This window comes from Glycomyces sp. TRM65418 (assembly GCF_019710475.1).
Taxonomy (GTDB): domain Bacteria; phylum Actinomycetota; class Actinomycetes; order Mycobacteriales; family Micromonosporaceae; genus Glycomyces.
Genome location: NZ_JAJFAX010000001.1, coordinates 920622 through 936945, shown reverse-complemented (window position 1 = coordinate 936945; position 16324 = coordinate 920622). Strand labels below are relative to the sequence as shown.

The 16324-nt window shown below is 69.9% G+C and carries 14 protein-coding genes and 1 pseudogene; 10 read left to right on the top strand and 5 right to left on the bottom strand.

Features of this window, described 5'->3' with window-relative positions:
• Positions 1-48: 48 nt before the first annotated feature.
• Entirely contained in the window at positions 49-831 is a 783-nt protein-coding gene (locus K3N28_RS04300; RefSeq protein WP_228091236.1) for a maleylpyruvate isomerase family mycothiol-dependent enzyme, read from the bottom strand.
• 142 nt (positions 832-973) lie between these two features.
• On the opposite strand from K3N28_RS04300, the pseudogene K3N28_RS23475 reads away from it, so the two are divergent.
• Positions 974-1474 (top strand): annotated as a pseudogene (locus tag K3N28_RS23475) (thiamine phosphate synthase); the annotation flags it as partial.
• Between the two features lie 66 nt (positions 1475-1540).
• On the opposite strand, the gene K3N28_RS04295 reads toward K3N28_RS23475, so the two are convergent.
• Positions 1541-2887: a GH1 family beta-glucosidase gene (locus tag K3N28_RS04295; protein WP_228091235.1), complete on the bottom strand. Its 1347-nt coding sequence runs from the start codon at positions 2885-2887 to the stop codon at positions 1541-1543.
• Positions 2888-3217: 330 nt separating this feature from the next.
• Here K3N28_RS04295 and K3N28_RS04290 point away from each other — a divergent pair, with 330 nt between their 5' ends.
• The 3 genes from K3N28_RS04290 to K3N28_RS04280 all read left to right on the top strand — a co-directional run bounded on the left by K3N28_RS04290 (position 3218) and on the right by K3N28_RS04280 (position 6602).
• A complete protein-coding gene (locus K3N28_RS04290; RefSeq protein WP_228091234.1) occupies positions 3218-4549 on the top strand; it encodes an ABC transporter substrate-binding protein in 1332 nt (443 codons plus the stop codon).
• A 134-nt stretch (positions 4550-4683) separates the two neighbouring features.
• Positions 4684-5661 (top strand): carbohydrate ABC transporter permease, encoded by a 978-nt coding sequence (locus tag K3N28_RS04285; RefSeq protein WP_228091233.1) that lies wholly within the window; start codon positions 4684-4686, stop codon positions 5659-5661.
• Positions 5658-6602 carry a carbohydrate ABC transporter permease gene (locus K3N28_RS04280; protein ID WP_228091232.1) on the top strand — a complete coding sequence of 315 codons (945 nt, stop codon included), beginning with the start codon at positions 5658-5660 and terminating at the stop codon, positions 6600-6602. Before K3N28_RS04285 ends, K3N28_RS04280 begins: the two co-directional genes overlap by 4 nt.
• A gap of 55 nt (positions 6603-6657) precedes the next feature.
• Here K3N28_RS04280 and K3N28_RS04275 read toward each other — a convergent pair whose 3' ends face one another.
• Positions 6658-7770: a phosphatidylserine/phosphatidylglycerophosphate/cardiolipin synthase family protein gene (locus tag K3N28_RS04275; RefSeq protein ID WP_228091231.1), complete on the bottom strand. Its 1113-nt coding sequence runs from the start codon at positions 7768-7770 to the stop codon at positions 6658-6660.
• A gap of 235 nt (positions 7771-8005) precedes the next feature.
• Between K3N28_RS04275 and K3N28_RS04270 the strand changes: the two genes are divergently transcribed.
• From K3N28_RS04270 to dapB, 6 genes are all read left to right on the top strand, one after another.
• On the top strand, positions 8006-8254 hold the full coding sequence (locus K3N28_RS04270) for a hypothetical protein (protein WP_228091230.1): 249 nt from the start codon (positions 8006-8008) through the stop codon (positions 8252-8254).
• Between the two features lie 110 nt (positions 8255-8364).
• Entirely contained in the window at positions 8365-9327 is a 963-nt protein-coding gene (locus tag K3N28_RS04265; RefSeq protein ID WP_228091229.1) for a bifunctional riboflavin kinase/FAD synthetase, read from the top strand.
• An 86-nt stretch (positions 9328-9413) separates the two neighbouring features.
• Positions 9414-9689 carry a 30S ribosomal protein S15 gene (gene rpsO, locus K3N28_RS04260; RefSeq protein WP_228091228.1) on the top strand — a complete coding sequence of 92 codons (276 nt, stop codon included), beginning with the start codon at positions 9414-9416 and terminating at the stop codon, positions 9687-9689.
• Between the two features lie 350 nt (positions 9690-10039).
• The gene (locus tag K3N28_RS04255) at positions 10040-12490 is read left to right on the top strand and encodes a polyribonucleotide nucleotidyltransferase (RefSeq protein WP_228091227.1); all 2451 of its coding nucleotides are present in this window, start codon (positions 10040-10042) and stop codon (positions 12488-12490) included.
• Positions 12491-13789 (top strand): pitrilysin family protein, encoded by a 1299-nt coding sequence (locus K3N28_RS04250; protein WP_228091226.1) that lies wholly within the window; start codon positions 12491-12493, stop codon positions 13787-13789. It abuts the gene before it with no gap.
• Positions 13786-14520 carry a 4-hydroxy-tetrahydrodipicolinate reductase gene (dapB, locus tag K3N28_RS04245; protein ID WP_228091225.1) on the top strand — a complete coding sequence of 245 codons (735 nt, stop codon included), beginning with the start codon at positions 13786-13788 and terminating at the stop codon, positions 14518-14520. Before K3N28_RS04250 ends, dapB begins: the two co-directional genes overlap by 4 nt.
• Before the next feature lie 107 nt (positions 14521-14627).
• Here dapB and K3N28_RS04240 read toward each other — a convergent pair whose 3' ends face one another.
• Positions 14628-15452 carry a hypothetical protein gene (locus tag K3N28_RS04240; RefSeq protein ID WP_228091224.1) on the bottom strand — a complete coding sequence of 275 codons (825 nt, stop codon included), beginning with the start codon at positions 15450-15452 and terminating at the stop codon, positions 14628-14630.
• 99 nt (positions 15453-15551) lie between these two features.
• A complete protein-coding gene (locus tag K3N28_RS04235) occupies positions 15552-16247 on the bottom strand; it encodes a hypothetical protein (protein WP_228091223.1) in 696 nt (231 codons plus the stop codon).
• Between the last annotated feature and the right edge of the window lie 77 nt (positions 16248-16324).

Here is a 16324-nt window from a genome sequence, read left to right as displayed (position 1 = left end):
GCTGCGGCTTCATACTGTTGCGCTCCAGTCGCGGTGTGTCAGCATCAGTCATACGTCTACGGGATCGACCCATCGGACCGCGGAGTAATTGCGCCACAAGTGGAGCAGTGCCGGGTCTCCTTGGACGGACAGGTCGTCGAACGGCAGTCGGTTCCACAGCGCCAGGTACAGCAGCTCCACCGGGCCCTCGATGACGCAGTGCGGGGTCTCGACCTCGCTGAACGTCACGAGCGGGCCCGTGTCGGTGGGGTGGATGTACCAGTCGCCGCGTCCCGGCGGCAGATCGGTGGCGTGGATGTGGAGCACTGACGGACGCAGCGCCCGCACCCGGCTCGACGGCCTGCCGTGGAAGCCCAGCAGCAGCTCGTCGATGCCGTCGGCCGCGAATTCGGGGCCGACCGGTGATATCTCGTCGCCTCGGGCCTGTTCGGCGTCGACGCGGTGGATGGTGGTCTCGTGGGCCTGCCTGCGGACCCAGAAGCGGCGCGCGGACTCGGAGGGGAACATCTGCCAGCACTGGAGTCCGCTGGGTGCGGATTCCAGGGTGGCCACGAGCCGCAGGAGCCCTTCGCGGACCCAGTCGACCAGCAGGTCGTCGTGGGGGTAGGGCCCCACCAGACGCTGGAAGTCCTGTTTCCGTGGATCGTAAGGCAACGCTTCGCCCACGATCGCCGCCGCCCATCGATGGACGGTCCCGATGTGGGTCAAGAGGTCCTTGACGTTCCAGCCCGGGCAGGTGGGCACGCCCGCGTTGAGCGCGAGTTCCCCACCAGCGACAGCGATCCGCTCCCCTTCGGTGCGCAGCACGTTGATTTGATCGCCGATGTTCATCCAATGAAGTTTCGCACCTGTGTCGTGAATTACGCAAGTTCAGGACGTGGAACGATACATAAGCGTTAAAACCGGGAGGCAACGGTGAGCCGGGCGCAAGGGAACTTCCGCCCCACCGGCCGCTCGCGGCTAGGGTCGGGGCGTGGAACACCGGCTGCTCGTCGTCTCAGACCTTCCGCGGTGCCCCAGGCCGCCGGCCGCGCAGGTGGCGCTCGCGCTGCGCGGCGGGCCGTTCGCGCTCGTGCTGCGCGACAAGCACCTGCCGTGGGAGGAGCGGTCCATGCTGGCCGCAGCGCTGCGGCCGCTGCTCGACGCCGCCGGGGGCCTGCTCATCGTGGCCGATCCGCTCGAACCCGTCGCCGCCGCGCACCTCTCGGCGCGGTTCCCGGTGCCGGAGCCTCGTCCGGCGCTGCTGGGGCGCTCCGTCCACGCCGGGGAGCCGATCGACCCCGGCCTCGACTACTGCACGTACTCGCCCGTCTGGGCCAGCGAGTCGAAGCCCGGCTACGGGCCGGCGATCGGGCTCGCCGCGCTCGGTGAGGTGTGCGCGGCGAGCCCGGTCCCGGTGTACGCGCTCGGCGGCGTGCAGGGCCCCGACCGGGCCCGGGCCGCACGGGAGGCGGGTGCGGCCGGGGTCGCGGTCATGGGCGCGGTCATGCGCGCCGCCGACCCGGAGCGCGCGGTGCGCGGGCTCCGGGCCGCGCTGGCGTTACCGCTCCAGGCCGTGCTTCGCGATGACGTCGGCGTAGAACCCGGCGCTGGCCTTCGGGGTGCGCCGCTGGGTGGTGTAGTCGACGTGGACGAGGCCGAAGCGCTTGTCGTAGCCGAAGGCCCACTCGAAGTTGTCCATGAGGGACCAGGCGGTGTAGCCGCGCACGTCCGCGCCGGCCTCGATCGCGTCGTGGACCGCGGCGATGTGCCCGCGCAGGTAGGCGACGCGCTCGACGTCGTCCACCTCGCCGTCCTCGCCGGGGCCGGTCGGATAGGCCGCGCCGTTCTCGGTGACCATGGTCGGCACGCCGTAGTCCTTGTGGATGCGCACGAGCAGGTCCGTCAGGCCGGACGCCTCGATCGGCCAGCCCATGTCGGTGACCGGCAGCTCCTCGGGGGTCCATGTCTCGATGCCGGCCGAACCGGGCTGCACGTCCGACTCGGGCGCGTCCGGGTTCATCCGCAGCCAGGTCGGGTTGTAGTAGTTGATCCCGAGCAGGTCGATCGGCTGGTGGATCCGGTCGAGGTCGCCTTCCCGCACGAAGGACCAGTCGGTGTGGTGCGCGGTCCGCTCCATCATCTCGGCGGGATATTCGCCCTTGAGGATCGGGTCGAAGAAGACCCGGTTCGCGAGCCCGTCGACGATCCGCACGGCCTCCTCGTCGCCGCGGCACTGGGTCGGGTTGAGCGCGATCGAGATCTGCCCGGCCCCGGCGGTGCGCAGCGCCTGCACGGCGAGGCCGTGGGCGAGGTTGAGGTGGTGGGCCGCGGCGAGCGCCGCGACCGGCTCGGTGCGGCCCGGCGCGTGGTGGCCGTTGCCGTAGCCGAGGAAGGCCGAGCACCACGGCTCGTTCAGGGTCCACCAGGTGTGGACGCGGTCGGCCAGGCGCGCGCCGACGATCGCGGCGTAGTCGCCGAAGCGCTCGGCGGTCTCGCGCTCGGGCCAGCCCCCGCGGTCCTCGAAGCCCTGCGGCAGGTCCCAGTGGTAGAGCGTCGGCATCGGCTTGATGCCGGCGGCGACCAGCTTGTCGACGAGCCGGTCGTAGAAGTCGAGGCCCCGGAGGTTGACCGGTCCGGTGCCGTCGGGCTGGATGCGCGGCCAGGCGATCGAGAACCGGTAGGTGTCGACGCCGAGCGAGGTCATCAGCGCGATGTCCTCGTCGACGCGGTGGTAGTGGTCGCAGGCGACGCGGCCCGTCTGGCCGCGCCAGGTCTTGCCCGGCGTGTCGGCGAACGTGTCCCAGATCGAGGGACCCCGTCCGTCCTCGCTGACAGCGCCCTCGATCTGATAGGAGGCCGTGGCGGTTCCCCACAGGAAGCCCTCGGGGAAGGTCAGCTGCGTCATCGGATGACACCTTTCTCGGCGGTGCGTCCGCGAGCAGGCGTCGCAGACGCGGACGGAAACGAGTTGCCGGGCCCCGGAATGATACGTCATTGGTATCGCTCCCATGACATCGGTGCCGAGAGATATCGATCCAATGCCAACCAGTAACGATTCGGCAATGCACACTTGACATTGAGTGTTACCCAGAGCACCATTGCCAGCGTTGCTCCAAGGCGGGTGAGGCAGTCCCACCAGGGGCGGAACCGGTGAGAGCGGTTCCGCGCAGGGTCGGGGCAGGGAGGCAGTCGGACTCGTCCGGAGCACGGAACCAGCGAAGAGAGGGAAACCCCGATGAGCAAGACACGAAGAATCTCCTGCCTTGCGGCTGCCGCCAGTGCGATCGCGCTCGCCGCGGCGGCGTGCGGCGCACCCGAGGACGAAGGCGAGGACCGCGGCGCGGTCCCGGACGACGCCACCGACTGCGCCAACTACGAGCAGTACGGCGACCTCGAAGGCGAGACCGTCACGATTCTGGGCTCTATCCGGGACACCGAGGCCGACGAGATGATGGAGGCCTGGAGCTACTTCGAATCCTGCACGGGCGCCAAGATCGAATACGAGGGCACCGGCGAGTTCGAAGCCGACATGGCGATCCGCGTCGACGGCGGCAACGCCCCCGACATCGCGCTGTTCCCGCAGCCGGGCCTCATGTCCGCCTTCGCCGCCGACCTGGTGCCGGCCTCCGAAGAGGTCAGCGCGCTCGCCACCGAAGGCTGGTCCGAGGACTGGCTCAACTACGCCACCATCGACGGCACGCTCTACGCGGCCCCGCACTCGTCGAACGCGAAGTCGTTCATCTGGTACTCGCCGGGCTACTTCGCCGACAACGGCTACGAGGTCCCGGCCACGTGGGACGAGCTGATCGCCCTCTCCGACCAGATGGTCGCGGACGGCATCCAGCCCTGGTGCGTCGGCTTCGAGTCCGGCGGCGCCACCGGCTGGCCGGGCACCGACTGGATCGAGGACATCGTCCTCCGCGAGAGCACCGACCTGTACGACCAGTGGGTCAACCACGAGATCCCGTTCAACGACCCGCAGATCGTCACCGCCATCGAGAAGGCCGGCACGATCCTCACCAACGACGAGTACGTCTACGGCGGCACCGACACCATCAGCGCCACCGCCTTCCAGGAGGCCGGTTACCCGATCCTCGACGGCGGCTGCGCGCTGCACCGCCAGGCGTCCTTCTACGGCGCCATGTGGCCCGAGGGCACCAACGTGGCCGAGGACGGCGACGTCTTCGCGTTCCGCTTCCCGGAGACCAACGACACCGACAACACCATGCTCGTCGGCGGCGAGTTCGTGGCCGCGTTCGACGACTCCGAGTCCACCGAGATGGTCCGCCAGTTCCTGGCCTCGGAGCTCTACCACAACGCCCGTCTCCAGACCGGCCCGTGGAGCACCGCCCACCAGGGCGTCGACCCGTCCAACGCCACCACGCCGATCAACCAGTTCGCGACCGAGATCCTGATCGACCCCGAGGTCACCGTCCGCTTCGACGGCTCCGACCTCATGCCGGGTGAAGTCGGCGCCTCCGCCTTCTGGACCGGCGTGGTCCAGTGGGTCAGCGGCGACAAGACCGCCCAGCAGATGGCCGACGACATCGAAGCCTCCTGGCCGTAGGATCCGGCCCGTGTAGCAGACCCGTGTAGCAATCGAGAAGCCGAGCGGGGCCGGTCAGGCCCCGCTCGGCCCATTGCCCCCTCGGTGACGCTCGCGAGCCGTACATTGGCACAGACGACTGGAGTCACTCAAACGTGGACATCTCCGCCTATCTCGATCGGTTCGGCCTCCTCGCCGTGGGCCTGATCGCCTTCGTCGCGATCCTCATGGCCCTCTACGGACTCGCCGAACTGGCCTCCCGACGCGACCGCAACCGAGCGGTCGCCACCGTATTCCTCGCGCCGGCCGTGCTCTTCCTGCTCGTCGGCCTGGTCTACCCGGCCGTGCGCACCTTCGCCATGTCCTTCTTCGGATCTGAGGGCGACGAGTTCGTCGGCCTGCGGAACTACGCCTGGGCCGTCAGCGACCCCGACGCCCTGCAGATCCTCATCAACACCGCACTGTGGATCATCGTCGTCCCGCTGCTGTCGACCGCGCTCGGCCTCGTCTACGCCGTCCTCATCGACGGCCGGACCGGGGAGCGCGTCTACAAGGCCCTGGTCTTCCTCCCCATGGGCATCTCCTTCGTGGGCGCCTCCATCATCTGGAAGTTCGTCTACCAGTACAGCGGCACCGGCGAGAACCAGATCGGCCTGCTCAACGCGGTGCTCCGCGGCCTCGGGCTCCAGCCGGTCAACTGGCTCACCGAGTTCCCCATGAACAACTTCCTGCTCATGGTCGTCCTCATCTGGATCGAGGTCGGCTTCGCCACCGTGGTCCTCTCCGCCGCGCTCAAGGGCGTGCCGATCGAGATGATCGAGGCCGCACGCATCGACGGCGCCAAACCCGCGCAGATCTTCTGGAACATCACGGTCCCCTCGATCCGCTCGGCCATCGTCGTCGTCGCCGTCACCGTCTTCATCGCCACGCTCAAGCTCTTCGACATCGTGCGCGCCATGACCCAAGGCCATTACGGCACCGACGTCCTCGCCCACAACATGGTCGAGCAGGCCTTCCGCCTCAACAACGACGGCCGCGGCGCCACCCTGGCCGTGCTGCTGTTCCTGCTCGTCGTCCCCGTCGTCATCTACCAGGTGCGCAACATGCGGCGCCAAGAACTGGAGGCCCGATGACCGCCGCAGCACGCGAGCAGGCCGCACGCATCGGCGAGACCCGCGGCGACCGCCTGCGCCGGATGCTGTCCAGCCGGGTCGCCAGCGTCGTCGCCCTCCTCATCGCCGTACTGTGGACGATTCCCACCTTCGGGCTGTTCATCAACTCGCTGCGGCCCGACCAGGAGATCCGCACCTCCGGGTGGTGGACCTTCTTCACCGATCCCGAGATCAGCCTCTACAACTACAACTACGTCCTCTACTCGGACTCCCAGGGCGGCGGGCTCTTCGTCAACCTGATCAACACGGTCGTCATCACGATCATCGGCGTGCTCGTGCCGGTCACGTTCGCCGCGCTGGCCGCCTACGCCCTGTCGTGGATCAACTTCCGGGGTCGGAACGCCCTGTACATCGGCATCTTCGCCCTCCAGGTCGTCCCGCTCCAGATGGCGCTCATCCCGCTGCTGTCCATCTTCAGCCGCGGCCTGCACATCGGCGACTTCACGCTCATGCCCGCATGGGACCTCGACGGCGTCTACACGATCGTGCAAGTCTGGATCGCGCACTCGATCTTCGGCCTCCCACTGGCGATCTTCCTGCTGCACAACTTCATGCGCGAGCTTCCCGGAGACGTCATGGAGGCCGCCCGCATCGACGGCGCGACCCACTCGCAGATATTCCGCAAGGTGGTCCTGCCGCTGGTGACCCCGGCGCTGGCGTCCATCGCGATCTTCCAGTTCCTGTGGGTGTGGAACGACTTCCTCGTCGGCCGCACCTTCGCCCCCGGCGAGGCCACCCGGCCGCTCACCGCCGTCCTCGGCGACATGGCCGGGACCTGGGGCTTCGGCTGGACGCGGCTTCCCGCCGCGGCCTTCATCGCGATCATCGTGCCGCTCGTGGTCTTCCTGCTGCTCCAGCGCTACTTCGTGCGCGGGCTGCTCGCAGGCTCGGTCAAGGGCTGAGCACCGGACGAACACGCAGACGGGGAGGGGCCGCTCGGCCCCTCCCCGTCCCGCGTCAGCGCGCGCCCTGCCACAACCGCTGGAAGAACTGCGCGTACAGCTCCGCGACCTCCTGGTCGGCGACCTGGAGGATGTTGTCGTCGGTCTGCTGCAGCGAGTTCGCGGTCAGGTTGTGCGTGCCGGTCCACACCAGGGCCTGGCGCCGGTCCCCGAACTGCGCCTCCACGACGATGAACTTGTTGCGGTGCGCCCCGTGGATCCGCACGTTCGCGTCGCCCAGCGCCCGCTCGATCCAGGCCGGAGCGTTCTCGTCCTTATCGGTCAGCACGACCCGCACCTGGCATCCGAGCCCCTGGACCCGGTCGAGCTGGTCGCGCACCGCCGGCCGGTTCGACTGGAAGTTCGCGTGGCCCACCAGGACCCGGTCGCCCTGCTCGCAGCCGGTGATCTGCTCGAGCCCCTGCACGATCGGGTCGCCGGTGCGCGGGAACACCCACGCCCGGGCCCGATCGGTCGCGGCGTGCCGGTCCTCCGGGCCCCAGCCGTCCCACTCGCCTCGGTGGAGCCGGTCCCAGAAGCCCCGGTAGAAGTCGAACAGCTCCCGATCGCTGTGGACGCCGAGCAGGTTGTGCGCCTGCTCCGCATGCGCCCCTTTGAAATTGAAGCTCGTCACGAGGACCGTCGGCTCCCCGCCCCGGTCGATGAGGAAGAACCGGTTGTGATGCGGCCCGCGGCCCTCGCCGGAGGGCGTCGGCAGGCACGCGCCCTCGCATTCCCTGACGGTCACGCCGGCGTCTTCGAGCTTCGCGACCGCCGCGGCGCTCGCGTCGGGCTCGCTCTCGCCCCGTCCGACGACGACGCCGACGTCCGCGCCGCGCCCTTGGGCTTCCACCAGGACCTCCGTGACCGGCGCGACCTGCTCCTCGAGGGTCAGCTGGAAGAACGCCGCCCGGACGGTGTCGCCCTCCTGGGCCGTGCCGACGTGACGGACGACCTCGGCGACGATCGTCGTGTCCTCGCCGCCTCCCGGATCGGTCCGGCAGACGGTGTAGTCGCCGGAGCGGACGCATCCGATCGCCGCGGTGTCGGCGGCCGGAACGGAAGCGGAAACGGTCAGGGTCGCCAGGACCGCCCCCGCGGCGGCCATGGCGAGAGCGCTGCGATGCATGGTGCTACTCCAATCCGTCGTGGTGCCCTCGAAGATCCCATCTCCGCCGTGAATCGGCAGCCGTTTCGGCGGCTCGGCGAGGTTCGCCGCGGGCGGACGGTCACCGCGGTGTCATTCCCCTCTAAGCCGAAATGCCGGTGTTGTCAGGTGGTTTCCGCGAAACCGGCGTCGGATACCCGACGATCTCTCGACAATTAATGGAGATCCCCACCGGAACCCGCCGTCAGGAGTCGCCATGAGCGCCAGCGCTGCTGAAGAACTGCCCGAACAGTTCCCCCCGTTCGCCAATCCCGCGCTCGCGGAGGAGCATGACCGAAAAGGACCCGAGCGCGCCGAGGCGCTCGGCGAGCGCCGACTGCGCGAGGCCGAGCCGGACGGGACCGGCTGGCTGCTGGTCGGGCTCCTGCTGACCGTGGGCGTCGGGGTGCTGATGCTGATCCTCTTCGCGTCGGGCGGGAACGCGGACGAGTCGATGATGCTCTAGCGCCCGAGCGGATCCACTGGACCGGTGCTCACCGCGGCACGGGATGCGGCCACATCACTGCGGCCCCATCGGGCTGTCGTCCCGCTCGCCGGAGTGGCAAGATCGTGGCCGTGGAAACCTGGCGTGGAATAGACGCGACCCCTGAGGGCTGGCCCGCCTCCGTCGTCGCCATCGGCGTGTTCGACGGCGTGCACCGCGGCCACGCCGCGCTCGTCCGCACCGCCGCGAAGGCCGCCGCCGAACGCGAGGCGCGCAGTGTCGTGGTGACCTTCGACCCGCACCCGACCGCCGTGGTCGCCCCGCACGCGGTGCCGGCGCAGCTGACGAGCGTGGAGCGGCGGATCGAGCTGCTCGGGGCGCTCGGCGTCGACGCGGTGTGCGTGCTGCCGTTCACCGAGGAGCTCTCGCAGCTCAGTCCCGATTACTTCGTCAGGCACGTGCTCGTCGAAGGCCTGCACGCGACCGCCGTGGTCGTGGGGGAGAACTTCCGGTTCGGCCACAAGGCCGCCGGGGACGTCGAGCGCCTCGCGGAACTGGGGGAGGCGTTCGGCTTCGAGGTCCTGCCGCAGACGCTCAGCGCGGACGCCGCGCCCCTCGACGGCTCGCCGGCGCCGCCGAAGGAGGCCTTCTCGTCGACCCGCGTGCGGCGCCTGCTCGCCGAGGGCGACGTCGCGGGCGCGGCCGACGTGCTCGGCCGGGACTTCGGCATCGAGGGCACCGTGGTCCACGGGGCCGGGCGCGGCGGGACGGCCCTGGGCTTCCCGACGGCGAACATCGAATGGGCGCCGGGCACGGCGATCCCGGCCGACGGCGTCTACGCGGGCTGGTTCCACCACGACTCGCACCGGCACGCGGCCGCGATCAGCGTCGGCACGAACCCGACCTTCGAGGGCCGGGATCGCACAGTGGAGGCCTACCTGCTCGACTTCGACGGCGATCTCTACGGCGAGCGGGTCCGCCTCGACTTCACCGCGCGCCTGCGCGGCCAGGTCGCCTTCGCGGGGATCGAACCGCTGATCAAGCAGATCGAGACGGATGTCGCAGACACCCGCCGGGCCTTGGAGCTGGAGTAACGCCCCTGTTAACCTGGGCAGGTCATTCGATCGACCAGTCTGCCCGACACCGCGGACTGGCCGCATTACAGAAAGGGTGTTCGAACATGGCGCTCGACGCTGAGAAGAAGGCCGCGATCATCAAGGAGTACGCGACCAGTGAGGGCGACTCGGGTTCCACCGACGTCCAGGTCGCGATCCTGACCGCGCGCATCAAGGAGCTGACCGCTCACGTCCAGGAGCACAAGCACGACCACCACTCGCGTCGTGGCCTGCTCCTCCTGGTCGGCAAGCGTCGCCGTCTCCTCAAGTACCTGAAGAAGGAAGACATCACGCGTTACCGCGGCCTCATCGAGCGCCTCGGCATCCGTGACAACGCCTAGCTGAGACTTGCGAAGGGAGCGGCCCGAACGGGCCGCTCCCTTCGTCGTACGCGGCCCCGACGCTTCCCTCTTCGCGTCTATCACGGCTCACTTTTCCTTCGCCCGCGCCGCAGCGTCGGGCGGGTAACGTAGGCTTGGCGTCGAGCACCACGCTCGACCGCAGCGCCTCGCAGAGGCGCGGCGCGGCTCGCCAGAGACCGCCCCGGTCCTCGGTAGTGGCATCCGGAACGCCCCGCGCGAAGCGGGGACGGGCTTCCGAGTGCTTCGATCGAAGACCGGAAAGCGCGTAGGCGAGCGGCGCTTTCCGTACTACGCAGTACCTAGCGACTGCAAAAGGAGATCGACACTCTATGTCCGATAACCAACGGACACCCGAGGCCTTCAACCTCGGGGAGCACCACGCCACCGCCGTCATCGACAACGGCGCCTTCGGCACCCGCGAGATCGTCTTCAGCACCGGCCGCCTGGCCAAGCTGGCCCAGGGCTCCGCGATCGTCCAGATGGACGACACCGTGGTCCTGTCGACCACGGCCGCCTCGAAGAACCCGAAGGACCACTTCGACTTCTTCCCGCTGACCGTGGACATCGAGGAGCGGATGTACGCCGCCGGGCGCATTCCCGGCTCGTTCTTCCGCCGCGAGGGCCGCCCCAGCGAGAACGCGATCCTCACCTGCCGCCTGATCGACCGCGGCCTGCGCCCGTCCTTCGTGTCGGGCCTGCGCAACGAGGTCCAGGTCATCGGCACGATCCTCTCCGTGGACGCGCGCGACGAGTACGACGTGGTCGCCATGAACGGCGCCTCCATGTCGACGCAGCTCGCCGGGCTGCCGTTCTCGGGCCCGCTGGGCTCGACGCGGATCGTCCTCATCGAGGGCGCCTGGGTCGCGTTCCCGACCCTGGAGCAGATCGCCAAGGCCACCTTCGACATGGTCGTCACCGGCCGCGTGCTGGAGTCGGGCGACGTCGCGATCATGATGGTCGAGGCCGAGGCCACCGACAACACGATCAGCCTCATCGAGGCCGGCGGCACCAAGCCGACCGAAGAGGTCGTCGCGAACGGCCTGGAGGCCGTCAAGCCGGTCATCGCCGAGCTGGTCCGCGCCCAGGCCGAACTGGCCGCCGTCGCCGCCAAGCCGGTCGCCGACTACCCGCGCTTCCTGGACTACCAGGACGACGCGTTCGCCGCCGTCGAGTCGGCCGTCTCGGCCGAGCTCGACCAGGCGCTGCAGATCGCCGACAAGACCGACCGCCAGAACGAGCTCGACCGCGTCAAGCAGGTCATGCTCGAGAAGCTCGGCGCGGACTTCGAAGGCCGCGAAGGGGAGCTGGCCGCCTCGCTGCGCTCGCTCACCAAGAAGCTGGTCCGCAAGCGCGTCATCGGCGAGGGCGTCCGCATCGACGGCCGCTCCCCGGTGGACATCCGGCCGCTCGCGGCCGAGGCCGGGATCCTCCCGCGCGTGCACGGCTCGGCCCTGTTCGAGCGCGGCGAGACCCAGATCATGGGCGTCACCACGCTGAACATGCTGCGCATGGAGCAGGCCATCGACACGCTGTCGCCGGTCAGCAAGAAGCGCTACATGCACAACTACAACTTCCCGCCGTACTCGACCGGTGAGACCGGTCGCGTGGGCTCCCCGAAGCGCCGCGAGATCGGCCACGGCGCGCTCGCCGAGCGCGCCCTGGTCCCGGTGCTGCCGGGCCGCGAGGAGTTCCCGTACGCGATCCGCCAGGTCTCCGAGGCGCTCGCGTCGAACGGTTCGACCTCGATGGGCTCGGTCTGCGCGTCCACGATGTCGCTCATGGCCGCCGGCGTGCCGATCAAGGCCCCTGTCGCGGGCATCGCGATGGGCCTCATCTCCGAGGAGGTCGACGGCGAGACCAAGTACGTCACGCTGACCGACATCCTCGGCGCCGAGGACGCTTACGGCGACATGGACTTCAAGGTCGCCGGGACGTCCGAGTTCGTGACGGCCCTGCAGCTGGACACGAAGCTCGACGGGCTCCCGTCGGACGTGCTGGCGCACGCGCTCCAGCAGGCCAACGACGCCCGCCACGCGATCCTCGACGTCATGCTCGAGGCCATCTCGGAGCCGGGCGAGCTGGCGGCGACCGCTCCGCGGATCACCACCCTGAAGATCCCCGTGGACAAGATCGGCGCGATCATCGGCCCGAAGGGCCAGACGATCAACCAGATCCAGGACGACACGGGCGCGGACATCACCGTCGAGGACGACGGCACGATCTACGTGTCGGCGGAGAACGGCGAGGCCGCGCAGGCCGCGGTCGAGACGATCAACGCCATCGCGAACCCGACCCTCCCGAACGTGGGGGACCGGTTCCTGGGCACGGTCGTCAAGACCACCGACTTCGGCGCGTTCATCTCGCTGACGCCGGGCCGCGACGGGCTCCTGCACATCTCGAAGGTCGGCGACGGCAAGCGCGTCGAGCGGGTCGAGGACGTGCTGAGCGTCGGCGACAAGGTCGAGGTCGAGATCGGCGACATCGACAACCGCGGCAAGATCTACCTGGACAAGGTGTACCCGGAGGGCCAGGAGCCCGAGGGGTACAAGAAGGGCCGTCCGGCCGAGCGCAAGGAGTCCCGCGGGGACCGGGGCGACCGCGGTGACCGCGGCCCGCGCCGCGACCGCGAGCGTTCCGGCGGCGGCGAGCGCGGCGAGCGCTCCGCTTCCGGCGGCGGCGACCGCGAGCGTTCCGGCGGCGACCGCGGCGGTTCGAGCGACGGCGAGCGCCGCCGCCGCCGCACCCGTCGCTCCGAAGACGGTGGAGGCTCGGAAGAGTAGATGAGTCGAGCCCAGACTCACACGCTCATCGACGATCCGCTGGGCGGCACGGTCCGACTGACCGTGCTGCCCGGCGGTTTGCGTGTGCTCACCGAATCCGTCCCGACCATGCGCTCCGCCTCGGTGGGCGTGTGGGTCGGCGTGGGGGCCCGCGACGAGACCCCCGAACTCGCCGGCGTCTCGCACTTCCTGGAGCACCTGCTGTTCAAGGGGACCGCGAAGCGTTCGGCCACGGACATCGCCGAGGCCATCGAGGCCGTCGGCGGGGAGTCCAACGCGTACACCGCGCGGGAGCTGACGTGCTTCTACGCGCGGGTGCTCGACGACGACCTGCCCATGGCGGTCGACGTGCTCGGCGACGCCATGTGCTCCTCGCTGGTGACCCCCGACGACGTGGAGGTCGAACGCGAGGTGATCCTGGAAGAGATCGCCGCGTCCGCCGACGAACCGTCCGATGTGGTGCACGAGCTGTTCGCGCGGGCGCTGTTCGGCGACGGGCCGCTGGGCCGGGACATCGCCGGCGACCCGGCCACGGTGCGGGCGCTCACGCGTCCGCAGATCTACGACTTCTACCGGCGGCACTATCAGGCGCCGAACCTGACGGTGTGCGCCGCGGGCGGGGTCGACCACGGCGAGACCGTGAAGCTCGTCAGCGAGGCGTTCGCGCCGATGCTGGGCGGCGCGGGCGTGCCGCGGCCGCGCCGCCACGACGACGAGCCGCTGCCCGAGCCCGTGCCGCTGCTGGTGGAGCGCCACGACACCGAGCAGGCGCACCTGGTGGTCGGCTGCCGCGCGTTCGCGCGGCACGACGACCGCAAGGACGCCTTCGAGGTGCTCAACAACATCCTCGGCGGCGGCATGTCCTCGCGGCTGTTCCAGACGGTGCGCGAGCGGCGCGGCCTGGCGTACACGGTGTACTCGTTCACGTCGTACTACGCCGACACGGGCATGTTCGGGGTCTACGCCGGGTGCAACCCGGACAAGGTCCCGCAGGTCCGTGAACTGGTGTTCGCCGAGCTCGCGAAGGTGGCCGCCGAGGGCGTCACCGACGAGGAGCTGCGGCGCGGCAAGGGCATGAGCCGGGGCGGCATGGTGCTGTCCATGGAGGACTCCGGTTCGCGCATGAACGCGCTGGGCCGGGCCGAGCTGCTCTACGGCGAGCATCTGAGCCTGGAGCGGGAGCTGGCCGACATCGAGGCGGTGACCGCGGAGCAGATCCGCGCCGTGGCCGCCGAGATCCTGGCGCAGCCGATGACGACCGTGGCCGTGGGGCCGTTCGACCAGGAGGATTTCGCATGATCAAGGTGGGTGTGCTCGGCGCCCGGGGCCGCATGGGCCGGGCCGTGTGCGAGGCGGTCGACGCCGCCGAGGACCTGGAGCTGGTCGCGACGGTGGGTCGCGACGAGCCGCTCGACAAGCTCGAAGGCGTCGACGTGGCCGTGGACTTCACGCTGCCGGACGTGGTCATGGAGAACCTCGCGTGGTGCGTGGACCGCGGCATCCACACCGTGGTCGGCGTCTCGGGCTTCGACGCGAAGCGTCTGGAGACCGCCCGCGAGATCATCGCCGCGGACCCGGAGGTCGGGTCGGTCATCGCCCCGAACTTCGGGATCGGCGCGGTGCTGATGATGCAGTTCGCCGCGAAGGCCGCCAAGCACTTCGACTCGGCCGAGATCATCGAGGCGCACCACCCGCGCAAAGTGGACGCGCCGTCGGGGACGGCCGTGCACACCGCGCGGCTGATCGCCGCGGCGCGGGCCGAGGCCGACCTGCCGGGCATGCCGGACGCGACCGAAGCGGACCCGCAGGGCGCGCGCGGCGCGGAGGTCGAGGGGGTGCGCATCCACGCGATCCGCTCGGCCGGGTACGTCGCGAGCCAGGAGGTCCGCTTCGGCGGTCCTGGCGAGCGCTTCGCGATCAGCCACGACTCGCTCGACCGGGCCTCGTTCATGCCGGGTGTGATCCTGGCGGTCCGCGAGGTCGTCAAGCGCCCGGGGCTGACCGTGGGGATCGACGACCTGCTGGACTGAGTTCTTGAACGACTGAGCTCTTGAACGACTGAGCCCGGGAACGACCGGGCCGCAGCATGAATGAACGCCCGCCGACCGTGCAGGTCGGCGGGCGTCGTCGTTCGCGTTCAGCTCGCGGTGGGCGCTTCGGTGAGGTCGTCCTGCGCCTCCGGGTCCGGGCTCGGGGTCTCCTCCGAGCCGCCCTGGCCGGTGTCGGTGGTGGGCGCTTCGCTCGGCTCCTGGGTGGCCGGGGGCGAAGGGGACTCGCTGGGGGAGGGGCTCTCGCTGGGCGCCTCGGTCGGTGAGGGGGATTCGCTCGGCGAGACGGCGTCGGCGGAGGTCTCGACCTCGGGCTCGCCGGTGCCGTCGGCGGGCGTCTCGGTGATGATGACGGTCGCCGTCTCGTCGGGCTCGGTGGTGATGAGCCGGCCGGGGTCGCCGGAGATCGCGCCGAGGACGTACAGGACGCCGATGGTGAGTCCGAAGACCAGGACGCTCGTGGCGACGATCGCGAGCAGGGTGCGCTTGCCCGACTTGGTGTCGGTGACGTGCCCTGCGGGCGAGGGGTCGATGACCGGCATCTCGACCGTGGCGTCCTTGACCGCCTTGAGCTGGTCCGCCTCGGGGATCTTCGCGGTGGCCGTGACGCTGTCGGGGTGGAGCCGCACGGTGACGGCGGTGCCCTTGGTCTGGTCCCGCGGGGCCAGCGCCTGGATCTGGGCCTTGACGCGGTCGCCGGTGCGTCGAATGGCCCGCAGGATGAGCACGGACCCGATCGCGGAGAAGACGCTGAGGAACGCCGTGCCGGGGATCGTGCCCCAGAGGTTGAGGACCTTGGCGAGGACCGCGCCGAGGACCGTGGCCCCCGAAGCCGCCAGGATCTGGCCGATACTCAGTTCCAAGCTCGGGTCTTTGTCTTTGGAGCCCTTGCTGTCCGACTGGTACTGAGTCACCGGCCCTCCTCACTGGTGTTATGGATTCGTTATGCCGACCGACTCACAAAGATACGACGCGTATAGGCGCTGCCTACCGTTTGTGCCGGAGCTAACGTCTCAGTCGGGCCGGTCGCCGACCGAGTACCGGCGCAGGCGCGTCCACTGCCAGAGCCACAGCAGCGCGCAGGCGAGCACGGCGAACGCGACCCCGGCGATCAGGAAGGCCCTGCCGTCGTTCTCCACGGCGACGGCCGAGAGCTCGTACTCCTCGCCGGGCGTCATGGTCCAGGTGACGGTGCGGCCGTCGAGGGCGCCGTTGTGCTCGGTGACGCGGGCGGGGAAGTTCACGCTGAGGAGGATCTCGGCGTCGTCGAAGGTCTCGGGGTCGAGGAACCCGGCCGTGCGCAGATCCCAGTGGCCCTCCAGCTCGTAATGGCGGCCGGTGTGGTCGAGTCGCAGGTAGCCCCATTCGTCGCCGCCGAGTTCGGCGAACTCGGCGAGCGGGCGGTCGGTGAAGGTGGCGGTCCGGCCGACGTAGCCGTGCTCGTCGTAGGCGGTCCGCTCGGTGCCGGGCACGCCGTCCAGGAGCGCGTCGAGGAACGCGTCCAGCTGCGCCCGGTCGAGGCCCTCCTCGTCGGCGCGCTCCAGGAACTCCTCGCTCCAGGCGGCGGTGAAGGTGCCGCCGACGGTGTCGTCGGAGCGGATCTGGAGGCCGAGGTCGAGGCGGAGGCAACCGGAGGCGGTGACGAGCAGTCCGAGCGCCGCGCAGACGGCGAGCGCGCGGCGGGCGATCGGATGAGCGAGTCCTGGCATGCCCCGAGCCTAGGCCCGGAAAAGGCGCGAATCAGCGCTTTCGACCGAGCCCCGGAACCGAATGTCGGCGCCTCCTC